The 20,581-nt window shown below is 51.9% G+C and carries 15 protein-coding genes; 5 read left to right on the forward strand and 10 right to left on the reverse strand.

Annotated features, from left to right (window positions below):
* The first annotated feature begins 68 nt into the window (after positions 1-68).
* The 3 genes from nudC (at position 69) to DWX26_RS08510 (ending at position 2,199) form a co-directional block, all read left to right on the forward strand.
* A complete protein-coding gene (nudC, locus tag DWX26_RS08500; protein ID WP_117509657.1) occupies positions 69-917 on the forward strand; it encodes an NAD(+) diphosphatase in 849 nt (282 codons plus the stop codon).
* 127 nt (positions 918-1,044) lie between these two features.
* Positions 1,045-1,362, forward strand: coding sequence for a thioredoxin (gene trxA, locus DWX26_RS08505; protein WP_117509658.1), 318 nt, complete (start codon positions 1,045-1,047; stop codon positions 1,360-1,362).
* A 153-nt stretch (positions 1,363-1,515) separates the two neighbouring features.
* The gene (locus tag DWX26_RS08510) at positions 1,516-2,199 is read left to right on the forward strand and encodes a Crp/Fnr family transcriptional regulator (RefSeq protein WP_117509659.1); all 684 of its coding nucleotides are present in this window, start codon (positions 1,516-1,518) and stop codon (positions 2,197-2,199) included.
* Positions 2,200-2,271: 72 nt separating this feature from the next.
* On the opposite strand, the gene DWX26_RS08515 is transcribed toward DWX26_RS08510, so the two are convergent.
* The gene (locus tag DWX26_RS08515; RefSeq protein ID WP_055265801.1) at positions 2,272-3,300 is read right to left on the reverse strand and encodes a S66 family peptidase; all 1,029 of its coding nucleotides are present in this window, start codon (positions 3,298-3,300) and stop codon (positions 2,272-2,274) included.
* Between the two features lie 13 nt (positions 3,301-3,313).
* Positions 3,314-4,009, reverse strand: a complete 696-nt coding sequence (locus DWX26_RS08520) for a YigZ family protein (protein WP_022463129.1) — start codon at positions 4,007-4,009, stop codon at positions 3,314-3,316.
* Between the two features lie 205 nt (positions 4,010-4,214).
* On the opposite strand from DWX26_RS08520, the gene DWX26_RS08525 reads away from it, so the two are divergent.
* Entirely contained in the window at positions 4,215-6,812 is a 2,598-nt protein-coding gene (locus tag DWX26_RS08525; RefSeq protein ID WP_118601224.1) for a transglycosylase domain-containing protein, read from the forward strand.
* A 91-nt stretch (positions 6,813-6,903) separates the two neighbouring features.
* Here the strand turns inward: DWX26_RS08525 and DWX26_RS08530 are convergent, their stop codons facing one another.
* From DWX26_RS08530 to DWX26_RS08560, 7 genes are all read right to left on the reverse strand, one after another.
* On the reverse strand, positions 6,904-7,848 hold the full coding sequence (locus tag DWX26_RS08530; protein ID WP_118601225.1) for an ROK family glucokinase: 945 nt from the start codon (positions 7,846-7,848) through the stop codon (positions 6,904-6,906).
* 4 nt (positions 7,849-7,852) lie between these two features.
* Positions 7,853-8,788, reverse strand: coding sequence for an HPr(Ser) kinase/phosphatase (gene hprK, locus DWX26_RS08535; RefSeq protein WP_055219751.1), 936 nt, complete (start codon positions 8,786-8,788; stop codon positions 7,853-7,855).
* 94 nt (positions 8,789-8,882) lie between these two features.
* Positions 8,883-10,742, reverse strand: coding sequence for an excinuclease ABC subunit UvrC (gene uvrC, locus DWX26_RS08540; RefSeq protein WP_118601226.1), 1,860 nt, complete (start codon positions 10,740-10,742; stop codon positions 8,883-8,885).
* Between the two features lie 92 nt (positions 10,743-10,834).
* Positions 10,835-12,793, reverse strand: coding sequence for an ATP-dependent zinc metalloprotease FtsH (gene ftsH / locus DWX26_RS08545; protein ID WP_118601227.1), 1,959 nt, complete (start codon positions 12,791-12,793; stop codon positions 10,835-10,837).
* 187 nt (positions 12,794-12,980) lie between these two features.
* Positions 12,981-13,997 (reverse strand): UDP-glucose 4-epimerase GalE, encoded by a 1,017-nt coding sequence (gene galE, locus DWX26_RS08550; RefSeq protein ID WP_022463123.1) that lies wholly within the window; start codon positions 13,995-13,997, stop codon positions 12,981-12,983.
* Positions 13,998-14,079: 82 nt separating this feature from the next.
* The gene (gene galT / locus DWX26_RS08555; RefSeq protein ID WP_118601228.1) at positions 14,080-15,573 is read right to left on the reverse strand and encodes a UDP-glucose--hexose-1-phosphate uridylyltransferase; all 1,494 of its coding nucleotides are present in this window, start codon (positions 15,571-15,573) and stop codon (positions 14,080-14,082) included.
* 40 nt (positions 15,574-15,613) lie between these two features.
* Positions 15,614-16,783, reverse strand: coding sequence for a galactokinase (locus DWX26_RS08560; protein ID WP_118601229.1), 1,170 nt, complete (start codon positions 16,781-16,783; stop codon positions 15,614-15,616).
* Between the two features lie 272 nt (positions 16,784-17,055).
* Here DWX26_RS08560 and DWX26_RS08565 point away from each other — a divergent pair, with 272 nt between their 5' ends.
* A complete protein-coding gene (locus DWX26_RS08565) occupies positions 17,056-17,949 on the forward strand; it encodes an AraC family transcriptional regulator (protein WP_158580595.1) in 894 nt (297 codons plus the stop codon).
* Here the strand turns inward: DWX26_RS08565 and DWX26_RS08570 are convergent.
* Entirely contained in the window at positions 17,940-20,432 is a 2,493-nt protein-coding gene (locus tag DWX26_RS08570) for an ATP-dependent DNA helicase (protein ID WP_118601231.1), read from the reverse strand. The genes DWX26_RS08565 and DWX26_RS08570 overlap by 10 nt on opposite strands.
* Between the last annotated feature and the right edge of the window lie 149 nt (positions 20,433-20,581).

Consider the following 20,581-nt stretch of genomic DNA (forward strand, 5'->3'; position numbering starts at 1 on the left):
AAATTTCTTCACAGGAATTTCGGTTTTTTGTTTTTCCAAAAACTTTTTTACCAAAGAAAGGAATTCTTATGATTCAGGACATTGCTCCGCATAAATATTATGTAGATTACCAGCCTTCTGTTCCGAACGATACGGATCTTGTTTTAATTTACGGTCATCATACAATTCTGTGCAATTTCGAAGATCCCGAGATCTGCTACCCTTCCATTGCGGAAATTGCAGCTGTTTTTCCGGAGATTAAAGAAAAGGCAAAATTTCTGTTCCGCATTGATGAGACGGACTATTATGAACTGCGCAGTCCGCAGCTTCCGGAATTTGGCATCTGGAAATACGAAAATACACTAATTCTTCGCAGCGCCGTTCCGGGATGGCTCGGGTTTGCCGGTATCACCGGTTACCAGATCCACACCTGGTACACCGACCACACCTACTGCGGCCGCTGCGGAACGAAGATGCATGCGCCTGGAAATGAACGCGCGATGCAGTGCCCTTCCTGCGGCGCGCTCTCCTATCCGGTCATCTGCCCGAGCGTCATCGTTGCCATCACCGACGGTGACCGCCTGCTGCTCACGAAGTACGCACCTTCCCACAGCAGCCACCGCCAGTACGCCCTCGTGGCCGGCTATACCGAGGTCGGTGAGACGCTGGAACAGACGGTGCACCGTGAAGTCATGGAAGAAGTCGGATTAAAGGTCAAAAATCTGAGATACTATAAGAGTCAGCCGTGGTCCTTCAGCGGCTCGCTGCTCGCCGGATTTTACTGCGATGTGGACGGCGATCCGTCCATTACCCTCGACCGCGAGGAACTCTCCGTTGCCGAATGGTTTGACCGCGATTCTCTTCCGGAGACGCCGAACCTCATCAGTCTGACCGGTGAAATGATCGAATGCTTCCGCCAGGGAAAAGAACCGAAATAAAAAATAAGAAATCATTTTGTGACTTAGTCACAGAACTTCCCGTTCTGCTGTGGTATTCTACAGTCACAACAGAAAAACACTTACCGGGAAATAAAAAATCCCGTTTTAAAAAAGGAGGACTTCTATTATGTCATTAATTCATGTTACATCCGAAAACTTTGAAAAAGCTCTGCAGGCAGCACCTGGCGTTGCCGTTGTTGATTTCTTTGCTACCTGGTGCGGACCGTGCAAAATGCTCGCCCCGGTCATCGAAGAGGCAGCTGAGGATATGCCGGAGATCCAGTTCTACAAAGTAGACGTTGACGAAGCACCGGAGCTGGCAAGATCCTTTAAAGTCATGAGCGTTCCGACCCTCGCTTTCTTCAAAAACGGCGAGCTCGTAAAGAAAAACGTCGGCGCCGTTTCCTATGAGGAGCTGGAAGAACTGATTAACTCTGTAAAATAAACAGCGTAATATTGGAAATGCAAGAAAAAACGTATCGGCACAAAAACCGATACGTTTTTTCTTGCATTTCTTTCCGTTCTTTTCTATCATGGAAGAAACGGCTGCTGCCGTAGTTTACAAAAGAACGTTTTTCTTCCGAAAGGAGTTTTATTTATGTCATCTTTTCTGGAATCCTGTTTTCAGGAGCATTATCCATTTTATTCAAAGCTTACCGCCGATGAACAGCAGACACTCGTGCTCTCTTCCGTCCTGACGACGTATCAGCGCGGCGATTTTCTCTACAGCTGTGACGATGACTGTCTCGGCGTTCTGCTTGTCCTCTCCGGCAAGCTCCGCATCTTTATCCAGTCCGGCGAGCAACGGGAAATTACCCTGTTTACCACCGGTCCCGGCGAAGTCTGCACGCTGTCTGCCTCCTGTGCGATGCAGGAAATCAGCTTTGATATTCTGATTGAGGCCGAGGAGGAGACGAAAGTTCTCATCACTCCGGCCAGCACGTTCCGCAGACTGTTGAATCAGAATATTTACGTTGAAAACTACATTTACCGGGAAACAACGGAGCATTTTTCCGAAGTCATGTGGGCGATGGGCCAGCTTCTCTTTACGCGGCTTGACCAGCGCCTTGCCGGATATCTCGAGGATGAACGCATCCGCACCGGTTCCCCGGTGCTCTCCACCACGCACGAGCAGATCGCGCGGAACCTCGGCAGTGCCAGAGAGGTCGTTTCCCGCACCTTAAAGTCGTTCGAGAAAGACGGCATCGTCGCACTCTCCCGCGGCACGGTCACGATTCTCGATGTCAAAAAGCTCCGCGGCATCTGCCGGATGCGCCGATAGTTCTTCTACGCGCGCAGACATTTTCCCACAGGCTCTGCCCTGCCGCTCGAGAAAATATTTTTCAAAAGCGTTCTAACGGCACTCCATCTTAATTTCAATCTCATTTCCTTCCACGGCCACCTTCGCATAACTTCCGACGATCAGCGGCATCGCCGGATGAAGGTGTCCGATGTCGAGATCCATCACGATCGGCACGTTGTATTTTCCAAGCAGATCCGTCACGGCGCGGTACTGGTCGAGTTCCCCGAATTTCTGTCCGAACTGCAGCGGGCGGCCAATCAGAAAGCCTTTCACATATTGGAACCAGCCGGCGTGCTCCATCTGCCAGATTGCGCGGCGGATCGCAAAGACGTTCAGATCGCACGCTTCCAGAAACCAGACAAAACCGTCCTCTTTATATTTTTCCACAAAATCAACCGTTCCGTCGTACTTCGTTCCAAGAATATTGACGAGACAGTCGAGACAGCCGCCGATGAGTCGTCCCTCAAATGCACGGTCCGCATCCGGGAAGCGGCGCAGAACGCGCGGTTCTGTAATCTGGTACGGCAGATACGGATTTTCCTCGCTTCTGCCCTTCGCATCGTCTCTTTCCCATCCCTCATAGCCGCGGACGGTACGCACTTCTCCCGTCAGTACGCCAAACGCATCCGCTACGGATTTATGCCACGGCTCCATGCCGAAATCACTCGCACACGGACCGTAAACAGCCGCCGTATCGCAGATGGTCGGCAGAAGATACGTAAAATGCGTATTGTCAGAATAGCCGAGATACCATTTCGCCGGTGCCTTTCTGATCTTTTCAAAATCCACGTAATCGAGATCCTCGCACATCAGCTCTCCGCCGCCGCAGGAAATCAGACAGTCATTCTTCTCACTGACATAATATTCCGTCAGCTCTTTTCCGCACTCCTCCGGTGCCGCGCTGATTCCGATGCCGTGCTCTGCATAGCAGTTTGGCCCAAGATCCAGCTGATATCCCATCTCTTTCCATTTTTTCTGTGCATTTGCAAACGCGGACTTGTATGGCTCTGTTGTGCATCCAAACGATGGTGCCACAAAGCCGATCGTTCCGCTCTTTTTCAGATTTTCCGGAAACCTCATGTCGCATCCTCCTTTATCCTAATTCTTCTGCCTCCAGATTCTTATACTGCGTCAGCGCATCCCCGAAGATCAGCTCTCCGTCGTTCTGCGCAAAGTACAGCTCCTCTTCTTTTTCCAGTTTTGCCTTTCCGTTCGTCCCCTCGGTAATCTCCGCGCAGAGACGGTCCACCTCCGTTTTCGGAACGAGAACGCGGATTTTCACCTGATCGGTGTACTCGGATTCCAGAATCGGAATCCCCCGCTGGCCGAGCAGATACTGGATTTTACCGATGCCGTTGTAATCCGTCTCAATCAACAGCCGCACGCCGCAGATCTCGTCAATCAGAACACTGTTTGCCAGCCCCTCCTGCACCGCCTGCGAGTACGCGCGCACCAGGCCGCCCGTTCCCAGCAGCGTACCGCCGAAATACCGCGTCACCACAACAAGCACATTGCGGAGGCCTGCTCCCTGTACCACATCGAGCATCGGCCGCCCTGCCGTGCCGGAAGGCTCCCCGTCGTCGCTGCAGCGCACCGTCTCCTGATTTTCTCCAATAATATACACAAAACAGTTATGCCGCGCATCCCAGTATTTTTTCCGCAGAGCTTCCAGGCAGGAAAGTGCCTCCTCCTCAGATTCCACCAGACGCACCGTCGCAATAAAACGTGATTTCTTCTCCACGATTTCCCCGGTTCCACCCCGGTAAACCGTCCGAAACTGATCGATCATATGTCCTTACTCCTTCATCCAAATATGTACCTATCTTACCATATCATTTCTGAAAAATCAGCATTCTTTTCAGAAATACTTTTATTCCAGCCCTTTGTTTGGTATAATAAAAATAAGTATACCCTGCTTTTTGCAGGGCAGGAACACCATTGATTACTGAACTGAATCAGTTTTGCAGAAACATGACATAAGGAGGATTTTCTATATGCACTTTGGAAAAAGTCATCTGGAAGACAAACGTGAAGATCTGCGGTCCCATTACGGAAAGATTGAAAAGACGGCCGGCGTGACGGCGCTGCGCATCGCGTTCTGTCTTCTTCTTGTCGTTCTCGTCTGCGGTACCGGGCTTGTGATCGGCGCTGTCCGCGGCGTGATTGACAGTGCCCCTGATATCTCGGAGGCAAATATCATGCCGCTCGGCAACGCGTCGTTTATCTACGATGCTGACGGCAACCAGGTACAGAAGCTGACCGGGGCTCAGGGAAACCGTGTCTCGATTTCGATTGAGGAGATTCCGCTCGATATGCAGCACGCGATCGTCGCGGTTGAGGATGCCCGTTTTTATGAGCACAACGGCATCGATCCGAGCGGTATCATCCGTGCTTTCGTTGTCGGCGTCAGCCACGGCTTTCATTTTACCGAGGGCGCCAGCACGATCACACAGCAGCTCTTAAAAAACAATGTTTTCACTGACTGGATGGAAGAGACGCGGATGCAGAGCTTCAAGCGGAAGATCCAGGAACAGTACCTGGCGCTGAAGCTGGAAAAAACACTGACCGCAGAGGGTGAAAACGCCAAAGACGTTATTCTGGAAAATTATCTGAATACGATCAACTTAGGTTCCGGCTGCTACGGTGTCCAGACGGCAGCGCAGACGTATTTCGGAAAGGATGCAAAAGATCTGACGCTCTCTGAATGCGCCGTTCTTGCCGCAATTCCAAAGGCGCCGACGGCATATAATCCGAAAAACCACCCGGAGAAAAACCAGCAGCGCCGCGACAAGATCCTGAACAACATGAAAGAGCAGGGCTACATCACCGAAGAAGAATACACCATTGCCATGAACGACAATGTTTACGACCGCATCGCCATGCACACGCAGTCCCAGGCGGAGAGCGCGCCGTACTCCTACTTTATCGATGAAGTCATCACCAACCTGATCAACGATCTGATGGTACAGAAAGGCTACACCGAAGTGCAGGCAAAGAACGTTGTCTACAGCGGCGGCCTCAAAATTTATACCACACAGGATTCCTACATGCAGTCAATCCTCGATACGGAATTCCAGAATCCGGAGAACTTCCCGGCGAACACGCAGATCGGTCTCGACTGGGCGCTCACCGTAGAGCAGGCAGACGGCGAGGTACAGAACTACAGCAAAGAGATGCTGCAGCTCTACTTCCGCAACAGCGATCCGAATTTCGATCTGCTCTTTGACTCCCAGGAGGAGGCACAGAGCTATATCGACCAGTACAAAGCCGCTATCATGCAGGAGGGCGATACGATTGTTGCCGAGCGCAGCAGCTTCACCCCGCAGCCGCAGGCGTGCATGACCGTTATGGACCAGCGCACCGGCTACGTGAAAGCGATCGTCGGCGGACGCGGCGAAAAAACAGCAAGTCTTACCTTCAACCGCGCAACCGATAATTATTCCCAGCCGGGTTCCACGTTCAAGATTCTTTCCGCGTACGGACCGGCACTCGACCTTGGAAAGATTACACTCGCTACGGTAATTAAGGATGAGCCGTTCAACTACAGCGACGGCACACCGCTGCAGAACTCGGATCTTACCTACCATGGTGATGTTACCGTCCGCCAGGCGATCATCAATTCCATCAATATCCCGGCCGTCAAAGTACTGACCGAGCTTACGCCGAAGGTCGGCTTTGATTATCTGAAGAAGCTTGGTTTTTCCAAACTCTCCGAGGAATACGATGTGATCCAGCCGCTGGCTCTCGGCGGTATCACCTACGGTGTCAGTGATCTCGAACTGACGGCAGCCTACGCGGCAATCGCAGACGGCGGCCAGTACCGCAAGCCGGTGTTCTACACAAAGGTTACCGACAGCAAGGGAAATGTTTTAATTGACAACACAGAAAACAAGGCAACGCAGGTCTTCAAGGCAAGCACTGCCTCCCTCCTCACCAATGCCATGGAGGATGTTCTGGAAAAAGGTACCGGTGTTGCCGCCCGCCTCGACAATATGCACGCAGCTGGAAAAACCGGTACGACGAACGAGGCCAAGGATCTCGTCTTTGCAGGCTTTACACCATATTATACCGCTGCCATCTGGGCAACGTATGATACACACGCGGAGTTTCCGGAGAGCGACCGTGAATTCCACAAACGTCTCTGGGCAAAGGTCATGAATGAAATCCACGAAGGCCTTGCCGATATGGATTTCGAAACTTCCGCAACAGTACAGGAGGCAACGATCTGTACGAAGACCGGCCTGCTCGCCCGCTCAAGCTGCCCGTCCATCACCGAATACTTTGCGGTATCCGATCTGCCGACCGAGCGTTGCAAGGGCCACTACACCGCGCCGGCCTCAACACCGACGCCGACCAGAACCCCTTCTGCAGCATCAACTCCGCAGGCAACCCCGACACCGACGGAGGCACCGCAGGAAACTCCGGCTCCGCCCGAAACACCTGCCGATCCGCCTTCTAATACACCGGAGACTCCTGACACACCGGAGACTCCTGACACACCGGAGACCCCTGATGCACCGTCAGAACCGGATACCCCGGCGGAGACATCGGAAGTACAGCCGCAGTCCGAAGAGAGCGGCTCTTCCGAATAGCTTTTTCAGTCAGTCTATGCACAAAAAACCGGCCCTCTGGCATATGCCAGCAGGACCGGTTTTTCTATACTTCTTTTTCCATCTGAATCAATTAGTCAATCAGCATTTTTGCTGCGCCGTAGATACCAGCATCGTTTCCAAGGGAAGCGAGTACGATCGGGGTATCTTTGCATGCGATGAATGCTGCTTCACGGTAGTATTTAGCTACGCCGTCGATCAGGATCTGGCCTGCTTTGGATACACCGCCGCCGACTACGATAACTTCCGGGTCAACAACGCATGCGAATACTGCAAGTGCTCTTCCGAGGTACGCGGAGAACTCCTGAACGATTGCTTCTGCTGCTGCATCGCCTTCTTTTAATGCATCAAAGACAGCTTTTGCACTGATGGACTCTCCTCTTTCTCTTAAAGAAGACGGAGTATCATGGGATGCCAGATATTTCTTTGCCAGACGAACGATACCGGTTGCAGATGTCATCTGCTCGAGGCATCCGTGGTTTCCGCAGTTGCAGACCGCTTCTTCTTCCGGATCAACACATGCATGACCAACCTCGCCGCCTGCGCCGTGAGCACCTGCTACGATCTTGCCGTCCACGATGATTCCGCCGCCGACACCGGTTCCAAGGGTAACCATAACCAGGTTCTTGCTTCCCTTTCCGCCGCCTGCCCACATCTCACCGAGAGCTGCTGCGTTTGCGTCGTTTGCTGCTTTTACTGCCATTCCGCCGAGTTCGTCGGAAAGCTCTTTTACGATATTTTTATATCCCCAGTTCAGGTTGACTGCGATGGAAAGCTCACCTTTGTCATTAACCGGGCCAGGTACGTCGATGCCGACACCGGCAACATCATCTGCTGCGATACCCTTCTCACCCATTTTTGCTTTTACGCTTTTTGCGATATCCGGCAGAATTTCGCTTCCGCCGTTTTCGGTGCGGGTCGGGATTTCCCATTTGTCCAGCAGAGTTCCGTCTGTCTGGAACAGTCCGCATTTTACTGAAGTACCCCCAACATCGATTCCAAATACATAGTTTGCCATTTTCTTACTTCTCCTCTCTTTTTTTCACTAAGTTAGCCTGTACACGGCGGTACAGCTCCTGTGCGGCATTGTAGCCCATCTTCTTCTGTCTGTGGTTGACAGCAGCGGTTTCTACGATGATCGCCAGGTTACGGCCCGGACGGATCGGAAGGGAATGGCAGACAACCTTGTTTCCAAGGAACTCAATATACTCTTCTTCCAGGCCCAGACGGTCGTATTCTTTCTCTTTGTCCCACTCTTCAAGCTTGATAACAAGGTCGATAGACTGGGTATCCTTTACGCTCTCGACACCAAACAGCGTCTTGACGTCGATGATACCGATACCACGCAGCTCGATAAAGTGACGCGTGATATCCGGTGCCGTTCCGACCAGCGTAATGTCGCTGACACGGCTGATTTCAACCACATCATCGCTGACGAGACGATGGCCTCGTTTGATCAGCTCCAGTGCAGCCTCGCTCTTTCCGATTCCGCTCTCGCCCATGATCAGAACGCCCTCGCCGAATACATCGACCAGCACGCCGTGGATGGAGATCATCGGGGCAAGCTGGACATTCAGCCAGCGGATGATTTCAGCCATGAAAACGGAAGTCGATTTGTCTACCGCAAAGGCCGGTACCTGATAACGATTGCACAGCTCCAGAATTTCCGGTCCCGGAATCATCTTCGTGGTGAAAATGACACATGGGATCTTGCGGCTTACAAACTCTTCAAACGCGCGGACGCGCTCGCCCTCTTCAAGATGCTGCAGATACGTGAACTCTACATAACCGATGATCTGCACACGCTCATTGGCAAAATGCTCATAGTAACCGGTCAGCTGCAGTGCAGGACGGTTGATATCCGGTGTGGCAATGACAAGATCTGTCATATCAACCTCTGGTGTCAGGTTGCGGAGATCCATTTCCTCCACCATTTTGGTCATTTCAATTTCTTTCATTTTCCTGTCCTCCGACTTCATTCGACGTCTTTTTAAATCCGTCTCTTCTATGATTTTAGCACAATAAAGCATCACGGGCAACCTAGAAATTTAACTATTTTGACGAATCCTCATTTTCCTCCTGTGCAGGTGCGTGAAAGAATGTGTAAACCTGCTCCGCCGCCTTTTTATTCATGCCCGGAAGTCCGGAAAGTTCTTCCACGGTTGCCGCCTTGATATCATCAATTCCCTGAAAATGACGCATCAGCTCTTTCCGTCTTGTCGGCCCGATGCCCGGGATGTCGTCGAGAATCGAGCGGACCTGGCCCTTGCTTCGCAGCAGGCGGTGGTATTCGATTGCAAAGCGGTGCGCCTCGTCCTGCACGCGTGTGATCAGTTTGAAGCCCTCGCTGTTCCGGTCGATCGGGATTTCCACGTTTCGGAAATACAGACCCCTCGTGCGGTGCTTGTCGTCCTTTACCATACCGCAGACCGGAATCGCAAGATCCATTTCTTCAAGCACCTCAAGCGCAATGTTAACCTGGCCGCGTCCGCCGTCCATCATGATCAGGTCCGGCAGCCGCTCGAAACCGCTGTCCTCCTGGATGCCGCGCAGAAAACGGCGGCTTAAGACCTCTTTCATACTGGCGTAATCGTTCGGTCCCTCGACGGATTTGATCTTGAATTTTCGGTAATCGGCGCGCTTTGGCTTTCCTTTCTCGTAGACGATCATCGAGCCGACCGACTGGAAACCGCTGATATTGGAGATATCGTACGCCTCGATGCGGTCGATCGACGGCAGGTTCAGCCATCTGGCGATCTCTTTTACGGCACCGACCGTCCGACCCTCTTCCCGCTTAATCCGCTCGCGGTCCTGGTCGAGAACGATCTGTGCGTTCCGCTCTGCCAGTTCCACCATTTTTTCCTTGCTGCCCTTTTTCGGCACGCGGATGCGGACCTTCTGGCCCCGTTTGCTGCCTAAATACTCTTCCATCAGCTCCTGCTCGGCAATCTCCTCGGAAATCATGATTTCCCGCGGGATGAACGGCGTGCCGGAATAGAACTGTTTCATAAACGTGAGCAGCACCTCGCTTTTCTGCTCCTCCTCGCCGATCCGCAGATAATAATGCTCCCGCCCGATCAGCTTTCCGTTCCGGATAAAGAAGACCTGCGCCACCGCATCCTCTTTGTCCATCGCAAGCGCAATGACATCCTTGTCCTCGCCGTCACTGTTCGTAATCTTCTGCCGCTCGCCGATCCTGCGCACGCTGTCGATCAGATCACGGTACTCCGCCGCCTGCTCGAACCGCATCTCCTCAGCCGCCTCCGTCATTTTTCCAGTCAGCTCTTTGATAATGTCATTGTAATTTCCATTCAAAAAACTGATCGCCTTTTTGATCTGCTCGCCGTACTCTTCTTTGGAAATGTATCCCTGGCACGGCGCCTTACACTGGTGGATGTGATAGTAAAGACACGGGCGGTCCTTGCCGATCTCCTTTGGCAGGCTCTTATTGCAGGAACGGATATCGTACAGCTTCCGCAACAGTTCGATCGTATCTTTCACAGCTCCGGCGCTCGTGTACGGGCCGAAATATTTCGCCTTGTCCTTCTTCATCTGATGGGAAAACAGAATGCGTGGAAAATCCTCGTTCACGGTCACCTTAATGTACGGGTACGCCTTGTCATCTTTCAGCATCGTATTGTATTTCGGACGGTGCTCTTTGATAAGGTTGCACTCCAGCACGAGCGCCTCCAGTTCGGAATCCGTCACAATATACTCAAAGCGGGCGATATGCGTGACCATCCGCTCAATCTTCGGCCCTTTGTTGCGGCTCGTCTGGAAATACTGGCGGACACGGTTTTTCAGCGAAATCGCCTTTCCTACGTAGATAATTGTATCGTCCGCGTCGTGCATCAGATAGACGCCGGGTTTCCCCGGCAGTTTTTTCAGTTCTTCCTGGATATCAAACGCCATATGACCCTCCTCTTTTTGGGACTGTAATGTTGAAAATGCCCAGCGTGCAGAGATCGTTTTCTCTGCTCCCGCCGGGCCTTTTCGCTTTCTTTTTATACTTCTGGATTTACGGTAAAATCCGCCTCCGGAAGTGCTGTATTTTCTGTTTCTGTATTTTCTGGATTTTCAACCGCTTCTTCCGCATTTCCATTCCGTTTTGCAATCACCTGATGAAAAATCTCCATAAATTCTTTTCCGGTGATCGTCTCTTTCTGGATCAGGTAAGCTGCGATTTCATCCATCGCATCGCGGTTAGCTGCCAGAAGTTCTTTTGCCTGCTCATACGACTCTTTCAGGATCTTCATGACCTCGTGGTCGATTTCGGTTGCTGTGGCATCGCCGCAGTTTAAGACCATTCTTCCGTCGAGGTACTGATTCTGCTGGGTCGCAAGACCGATCAGACCGAATTTCTCCGACATACCGTACTGCGTGATCATCGCGCGGACAATCTTCGTCGCTTTCTCGATATCATTCGAAGCTCCCGTTGTCACGTTGCCGAATACGATCTCCTCTGCCGCTCTTCCACCGAGGCACTCGACGATCATCGCCTCGAGTTCGCTCTTCGTGTTGAGGTATTTCTCCTCCTCCGGCACCTGCATGACGTAGCCGAGCGCACCCATCGTACGCGGCACAATCGTGATTTTCTGTACCGGCTCGGAATCCTTCTGCAGTGCAGTAACAAGTGCGTGGCCTACCTCGTGGTAGGAAACGATCTTTCGCTCTTCCTGGCTTAAGATGCGGTCCTTCTTCTCTTTTCCGACGAGGACAACCTCGACTGCCTCGAGAAGATCCTTCTGGGAAACGGCTTTTCTTCCGTTCTTGACCGCAAGAATCGCTGCCTCGTTGATCATATTTGCAAGATCAGAACCAACGGCTCCCGATGTCGCAAGTGCGATGCCGTCGAGATCAACCGTCTCATCGAGCGATACGTTCTTGGCGTGTACTTTCAGGATTTCCACACGGCCTTTCAGGTCCGGTCTTTCTACGATAATCCGGCGGTCAAAACGGCCTGGACGCAGCAGCGCCGGATCAAGAACCTCCGGGCGGTTTGTGGCCGCAAGGATCAGAATACCCTTGGAGCTGTCGAATCCGTCCATCTCGGCGAGGAGCTGGTTTAACGTCTGCTCCCGCTCGTCGTTGCTGTTGTAGCTGTTGTCACGGCTCTTTCCGATCGCATCGATCTCATCGATAAAGATGATGCACGGTGCGTTTTTCTTTGCTTCCTCAAACAGGTCACGCACACGCGATGCACCGACACCGACGAACATCTCGACAAATTCCGAAGCGGACATCGAGAAAAACGGTACGTGCGCCTCACCGGCTACGGCTTTGGCAAGCAGTGTTTTTCCGGTTCCAGGAGGGCCTACAAGAAGCGCTCCTTTCGGAAGTTTTGCACCGATTGTCGTGTATTTTCCAGGGTTATGCAGGAAATCCACAACCTCCTGGAGCGATTCTTTTGCCTCGTCCTGTCCCGCAACATCGCGGAATGTCACGCCGGTTTCTTTCTGTACGTAGGCCTTTGCTCTGCTCTTTCCTACGCCCATGACTCCGCCGCCTTTGTTCATGCTGCGCATCACCCATACCATGACAGCGACAAGCATCACAACCGGCAGAATGACGGTCAGCAATGTGTAAATGATCGTTCCGGTAGAATCCGGCGGATCTTTGTGGTACGTAATGCCTTTCTCCTGTAACAGATCGACCAGTTCCTGCTCATCTCCCATCATCGTTACCTGATAGGTGATTCCCTCCGATTTCTGGTCTTTCGGCGTTACGGTCAGTGTTCCCGATTTCAAGACAACTTCCTGCACTTCATCGTTGTTTACCATGTCCAGGAATTTGCTATAGTCAAGATCCTCGGAAGTAATTCCCCCAAGGGCATTGTTCAGAAGTCCCATCACCATCAGGCTGACGAGGAGGCAGATCAGGATAATGAGTATCGTCTGTCTGTTTTTCGGTCCTCCCCCGGAGCCGTTTTCTGGTTCCCGGTTCTGATTTTTTCTATCGTCCATGCTTTTCCTCCTTGTATGTCAAACCGCCCCTCTTTTTTTACGGACACTTTAACTCTTACATTATATCGGATTCCCTCTTAATTAGCAAGCCGGACTTTGTGAAAAAAGACTGAATTTATCTATACAAAAACGGCCCGTCGACACTCTTTCAAGTATCGGCGGACCGCCAGATAACACTCACATTACATTAGTCGTTATATCCGTTCGGATTCTTCTGCTGCCAGTTCCAGGAATCGGCACACATCTCCTCGATGCCGTACTCAGCCTCCCAGCCAAGCTCCTCTTTTGCTTTGTCGCATTTGGAGTAGCAGGTTGCGATATCACCGTCACGGCGCGGTTTGATTTCGTATTTCAGCGGATGGCCGCATGCTTTCTCGAATGCGTGGATCACATCGAGTACGCTGTAGCCTTTGCCGGTTCCGAGGTTGTAAATGGAAACGCCCTCGTTGTCAGCCAGTTTCTGGATAGCTTTTACATGGCCGCGTGCCAGGTCAACAACATGGATGTAATCGCGGACACCAGTTCCGTCCGGAGTATCGTAGTCATCACCGAAAACGCCGATGCACTCGAGTTTTCCGATGGCAACCTGTGCGACATACGGAAGCAGGTTGTTCGGGATGCCCTTCGGATCCTCTCCGATAAGGCCGCTCTTATGCGCTCCGATCGGGTTGAAGTAACGAAGCAGGATAACATTCCATTCCGGATCTGCGGTGTGGATGTCGGTCAGAACCTGCTCGAGCATGCTTTTTGTCCAGCCGTATGGGTTGGTCGGGGTTCCCTTCGGGCACTCCTCAGTGATCGGAATCTGTGCCGGATTGCCGTATACGGTTGCAGAAGAACTGAAGATGATGTTCTTTACGCCGTGGTTTCTCATCTCATCGCAGAGAATCAGGGTTCCGGTCATGTTGTTGTGATAATATTCAATCGGTTTATGTACGGACTCGCCGACTGCTTTTAAGCCTGCGAAATGGATGACAGCGTCAATTTTCTCGTTGTCGAAAATTTTCTTTACGCCTTCGCGGTCCAGCATATCGGTTTTGTAGAAGGTTACTTTCTTTCCGGTAATCTGTTCTACACGCTCGATGGCTTTCTCGCTTGCATTGTAAAGGTTGTCCATGACAACAACGTCATAGCCTGCGTTCAGCAGTTCCACACAGGTGTGGCTTCCAATATAGCCTGCACCGCCAGTAACTAAGATTTTCATTTTGGTATCCTCCATGTTTTCCTTCGCTGCTGCATTTTTGCCGCAGCGGGTTAATTGAAGCATTTAGTTCATTTAGTTTATTCTACAACGTTTCCATGAATTTTGCAAATGCACTTCTGCCTTCCTCGGTGCACTTGTAAACGCCGGCATCCTCGAGTACGCCGACAAAGACTTTTCCGACTTCCTCTTTCAGGATATCCATCACATTTTCGCTGTTCAGCTCCGGATGGCGCGGCAGGAATTCGTCTACCCAGTCGGCATGTTTCTCCAGCTCTGCGACAGCGCGGACATCTTTTCCCTCTACGAGGCATTTGGAAAGCTCTTCCAGCTCATCTTTTAAGCGCGCCGGCAGAATCGCAAGTCCCATAACCTCAATAAGGCCGATGTTCTCTTTTTTGATGTGATGATACTGTGCATGCGGATGGTAAACACCGAGCGGGCATTCGTCCGTCGTGATGTTGTTGCGCAGTGCCAGATCGAGTTCGAACGTATCGCCCACTTTTCTTGCGATCGGCGTGATCGTGTTGTGCGGCTCTCCGTCAGTCTCGGCGAATACAAACGCATCCTCATCCGTGTAACCTCTCCAGCAGTTCAGGATATGCTCTGCCAGATCGATCAGCCGTTTCTCATCTTTGTGGCGGATCCGGATGACGGACAGCGGCCATTTGACGATGCCGGTTTCCACATCCTCGTATCCTTTGATGGTAAAATGGCGCTCGATCGGCGCTTTCGCCATTGCGAAGGTATAGTGGCCGCCCTGATAATGATCGTGGCTTAAAATGGAGCCTCCCACGATCGGCAGATCCGCATTGGAACCGATGAAGTAGTGCGGAAACAGCTTGATAAAGTCAAACAGCTTCACAAAGGTCGCGCGCTCGATCTTCATCGGGTTATGCTGGAAATTGAACACGATGCAGTGCTCATTGTAATATACATATGGCGAGTACTGGAATCCCCACTCCGTCTGATTGATCGTCAGCGGAATGATGCGGTGGTTCTGGCGCGCCGGGTGGTTGACGCGGCCCGCATAGCCCACATTCTCCTTGCAGAGCAGGCATTTCGGATAACCGCTCTGTTTTGCCAGTTTTGCAGCCGCGATCGCCTTCGGGTCCTTCTCCGGTTTGGAGAGGTTGATCGAGATATCGATATCGCCGTAGGCACTCGGTACGCTCCAGCGGATATCCTTTGCGATGCGGTATCTGCGGATGTAGTTGGAATCCTGGCTCAGTTTGTAGAAGTAATCGGTTGCCTCCTGCGGGCTCTTCGCATAGAGTTCCTCAAACTTCTTTACCACCTCTCCCGGGCGCGGCATCAGGCAGTCCATCAGTTTCGTATCGAACAGATCGCGGTAAACGACGCTGTTGTGTTCGAGAAGACCGCGCTTAGCTGCATCATCAAGCAGTTCATTTAAAGTCTCTTCCAGATCCGGGGTCTCCGGAATCTGCTCCGGCTCTTCGTAATCGGAAATCTGCATGATTTCCAGAATCCGGTTTGTCGCATAGATTTTATCCAGTCCCGAAACAAGACCGGCATTTTCTCCATATTTTACCAGTTTTGCAATACTCTCGTTAATCACTGTAGCTTCCTCCCTGCTGCCGATCCAGCTTTTTTATTTCTTATTTTAATACGCCTGCGCCGTCTCCGATGTCTACGACATAGAAGTCTGCGGCATAGCCGATTTTTTCTTTGTAAGCTGCACCTACTTTTGCGATGAAGTTGTCAATATCTTCTGTTTTTACGATGCTGACGGTGCATCCGCCGAAGCCTGCGCCTGTCATACGGGATCCGATGACACCCGGGCAGTTCCATGCTTCTTCCACAAGAGTATCCAGCTCGATGCCGGTTACCTCATAGTCATCACGCAGGGAAACGTGGGATGCGTTCATCAGCTCGCCGAATTTTGCGATGTCGTTTGCCTTTAAAGCTGCAACGGCCTGAACGGTTCTCTGGTTCTCGTAAACAGCATGTTTTGCACGTTTCTGGCGGACCGGATCTTTGATGGCATCTTTCACTGTCTCAAACTCTTCCCCGGTCAGCTCGCCAAGGCTCTTGATGTCTTTGACTTTCTGAATCTCAGCCAGAGCAGTCTCGCACTCGCTGCGGCGCTCGTTGTATTTGGAGTCGCCAAGGCCGCGTTTCTTGTTGCTGCAGGAGATGACAATTCTTGCGCCTTCCAGTTTAACCGGTGCGTACTCATATTTCAGATCACTGGTGTCAAGGAAGATCGCACAGTCCTTTTTGCCCATGGCGATGGCGAACTGATCCATGATACCGCAGTTGACGCCGTTGTAGTTGTTCTCGGAGAACTGACCGTACAGAGCGATGTCGATCATGGAGATGGTGTCGTAGCCGAACATGTCACGCAGCATTACGCCGGTTACGGTCTCAACGGATGCGGAAGAGGAAAGGCCGGAGCCGTTCGGAATGTTTCCGTAGAGCACGATATCGAAGCCCTGCTCTACCGGGAAGCCCTTCTGGCAAAATGCCCACATCATTCCCTTCGGATATGCGGTCCAGTTGCCTTCTTTGCCCATCTGAAATTCATCGAGGGAAGATTCTACCACGCCGAGCTTTTCAAAGTTCATAGAGTAAAAACGAAGCTTTCTGTCGTCACGTTTTCTTGCTGCCATGTAGGTTCCGATGGTCAGTGCACATGGAAATACGTGGCCTCCGTTGTAATCGGTGTGCTCACCGATCAGGTTCACACGTCCAGGTGCGAAGTAGGTGCGGATGTCGCCCTCTCCCCCGAACAGTTTTGCAAAACAATCCAGTACCTGCTGTTTCATTTTGTTGTCTCCTTTTCTTTTTGGTGTGTTGTTTTCATGGTTTCGTTTTGTGTGTTGTGTGTGTATTGTGTGTTTGTGTGTTTGTGTGTTTTTTCTTATCTTCTTAAGTATCATTATAGTGAGCCGTACGCCCATCTGCAACAACAATATTTGGGCAAACGATAATTATATTGAGGTGATCTTCGATTTTTTCTTGTTTTTTTTCCCTTTTTGCCGCATACTTTACTTATCGTATGATTTTTAACGGATTTTATGGATTGGAGGTACGTTTCATGCAGATCCGCATGGATAAAGAAAACCGTGAGCTGAAGGCCCACGGCAGCTATGAATTTCCTGTCAACATCAGTTACGAACAGCTCTCCCGCTACGAGCGCGGCTCCTTTTCCTGGCACTGGCACCCGGAAATTGAGCTGACGTTTGTCCTCTCGGGGCAGATCGGATATCAGGTCAACGGCAAATCGTATGTCTTAAAAGAAGGGGACGGCATTTTCTGCAACACGAATGCGCTTCACAGCGGCCACATGATCGACGGGATGGACTGCGTCTATATTTCAACCACGTTCGCCCCGCGCTTTCTCTATGGTTTTTCAAACAGTGTGATCCAGACGCGCTACGTCGAACCGGTGCTGACGGATATGCAGCTCGCCTCCATCGTCTTTTCGCCGGAGATCGACTGGCAGAACCAGGTACTTGTCTGTATGCACCGCATCTACGACCTCTCGCTTTCGCAGCCGTCCGCGTTTGAGATGGAAATCCAGGAGCTTCTGCTGTCGATCTGGATTGAGATTTACCGCCACGCATCGTTTTCCGGTGAATCCCAGAACACGGCGGCAGCGCGTGACGTTGAGCGGCTCCGCATTCTGCTCGACTACATCCACCGCCATTATATGGAGCATCTGACGCTCGAGGATCTCGCCGCACAGATCCACATCTGCCGCAGTGAATGCTGCCGTTTTTTCAAGAAATGCATGAACGAATCCCTGTTTGACTATCTTCTCGATTACCGTATTGAAAAAAGCCTGCCGCTCCTTCTCGAGCGCCAGGCCAGTATCACTTCCGTAGCGGAACAGACCGGATTTTCCAGTCCTGCCTATTTTTCTAAAATTTTCCGGCAGCAGATGGGCTGCTCGCCGAGCGAATACCGGAACCGCGCGGATCACACGTAACGTTCAGCGCTGTACCGAGATTTCATTTCCTGCTGCCCGGCTTTTGATCCGCTCTCACAATCCACCCTCTCCCAAAACGAATGGATTACCTCCGGGAGGCTGCTGCGCTGCACAATCCGGCAGTCCTCCCACTCTCTTGGGAACAGCTCGCGGTACTCCCGGTTTCGAAACCGCTCGTCGAGCAACAGAATCACACCCGTGTCCTCCGTCGTACGGATCACGCGCCCTGCCGCCTGCAATACTTTATTCATGCCGGGATAGCGGTACGCGTAGTCGAAACCGTTCTCTCCGCTGCGGTCGAAATATTGCTTTAAAAGTTCTCTCTCCGGCCCCACCTGCGGGATTCCGGCTCCCACAACGGCCGCGCCGATCAGCTTTTCCCCGTCCAGATCAATTCCCTCCGAGAAAATGCCTCCCATGATACAGAATCCCACCAGCGTTTTCTCGTTGTCTTTCGCAAACGCTTCCAGAAACTCTTCTCTCTCCTGCTCCCGCATCGCCGACTCCTGGATCAGGCAGGTCACGTTTTCATCTGCATACAGTTCCTCATAGACCGCATAGACATCCTGCATCAGGCGGTATGACGGGAAGAACGCCATATAGTTGCCCTTCCGGCTCTGGATCATCTCGTTCAGATAGGCGGCGATCTTCTCAAACTCTGCGCGGTTTCTCCGCTGATACTTCGTGCTGACCTCGCTTCCGATCGCCAGACACCGCTTCGTGGGATCAAACGGGGACTCCACGTAAATCGCGTAATCGTCCGTATTCGTGCTGAACATCTTCTTATAATACTGCACCGGCAGCAGCGTCGCGGAAAAGAATACGGCCGACCGCCCCTGGTTGATACACTGCTGCAGATTCTCCGCCGGGTTGACGCAGAACAGGCGCAGTGCAAAATCGCCGTTATCGAGATAACTCGTGTAGATCAGATAATTTTCATCCACTAAATTGTAAATCTCGGAAAAATTTCGCAAGTTAAAGTAAAATTCCAGAACCTGCTTCCGGATTTCGCTTGTCTTATGCGCTTCCAGCCAGCCCGCCAGTTCTTCCAGCAGCTGATTGACCATCATAAGAAACGTCGATACGCTTTCCAGCTCCGTGCAGGAATCGCACTCTCTTTTGTAGACGAGCATCTGGTGATTGCAGCGGTTCAGCGCCTTCTCGAGCTTTTTGCCCGGTGCATACGGGCGGAGGAGCTGGCGGACCTTTAAAATCTCCTCTTTGACGAGCGTGGCACTGAACATATCGCGGCCCCGCTCGACCAGGTTGTGCGCCTCATCGATCAGAAAGATGTAGTCACCCTTCGTTCCTTCTGCGAAAAAGCGTTTTAATTTCGAGGTCGGATCAAACGCATAGTTGTAATCGCAGATCACGCCGTCCACCCACGAAGCCACATCAAACTGGAGCTCGTGCGGGCAGACGTTCCATTTTTCCGCCTGGCGCAGGACTTCCTCTCTTGTGTAGGAATCGCATTCCGTCAGCATCTCGTACACCGCCGCGTTGATCCGGTCAAAATGACCTTTCGCGCGCGGGCAGTGGATCGGATCGCATTCGGACTCATCGAGGATGCACATTTTTTCTTTTGCGGTCAGCGTGATTGCTTTGAACTGCAGTCCCTTCTCTTTTAGAATGGAGACCGCCTCCTCTGCCACGGTACGGGTGATGGTTTTCGCAGTCAGATAAAAAAGACGGTCGCCGCAGCCCTCTCCGATCGCGCGGATGGCCGGAAAGACCGTGGACATTGTTTTTCCGATGCCGGTCGGCGCCTGGACGAAGAGTTCTTTTTTTCGCAGAATGGTACGGTAGACGCCGCTCACCAGTTCCCGCTGGCCTTTCCGGTACGGGAAGGGGAATTCGAGGTGCTGCATTGAGGCATCTCGCGCTTTCTGCCACTGGTACTGGAATTCCGCCCAGATAAACCAGGCGTCGAGTAGCTCATCGAACCACTGCTCCAGTTCCGGGAGCTTGTACGTCTGCAGAAAATGGCGGATGCGCCAGTTGGAGTGCTCCGGCTTTACCTCTTCTTTGGTGAGCGGGCGCAGAAGGCCTTCCTCCTCGGAGGAGAGCAGGGTGTACGTCATCAGCACGCCCATCTCCTCTTTGCGGTTCTGAAGGCCGTAGATGTAAGCGTAGCACTTCGCCTGTGCCAGATGTACCGGAACCGGCTCTTCCATCATTTCGAGGTCACGGTACGTTCCCTTGATCTCCTCGATCACGGTCGTGGTTCCGTCCTCGTACATGCCGTCCGCTCTTCCCTCGACGCGCAGGATGAAATGCTCATATTCTTTTTCGTGAACCAGCGGAACCTCCGCACGGTAATCGGCGCCCCGTTTTTTCTGAATCTGCTGATGCACCCGCGTTCCCGCCTGCATGGCATCGCGCTCGCCAAAACCGCCCGACGAGTTGTCCAGATCCCCGCTGCGCAGAATAAACTCCACCAGATTCCGCACGGAAATCCGGATCTCTTTCTTCTTCTCTTCCACTAGCCCGCTCCTTTTCTAACCAGACTATTCAGAGCCCCATCTCGATTCCGCTGCGCTGCATCTCGATGTGGCTTCTCGCCATATGAAATTCCAGAAAAGAACGCTCATTCATGCAAGCATGATTCGTGTCCTTTTCTGGAATTTCGCAT

Source organism: Blautia sp. AF19-1 (genome assembly GCF_003479155.1).
Classification (GTDB): domain Bacteria; phylum Bacillota; class Clostridia; order Lachnospirales; family Lachnospiraceae; genus Fusicatenibacter; species Fusicatenibacter saccharivorans.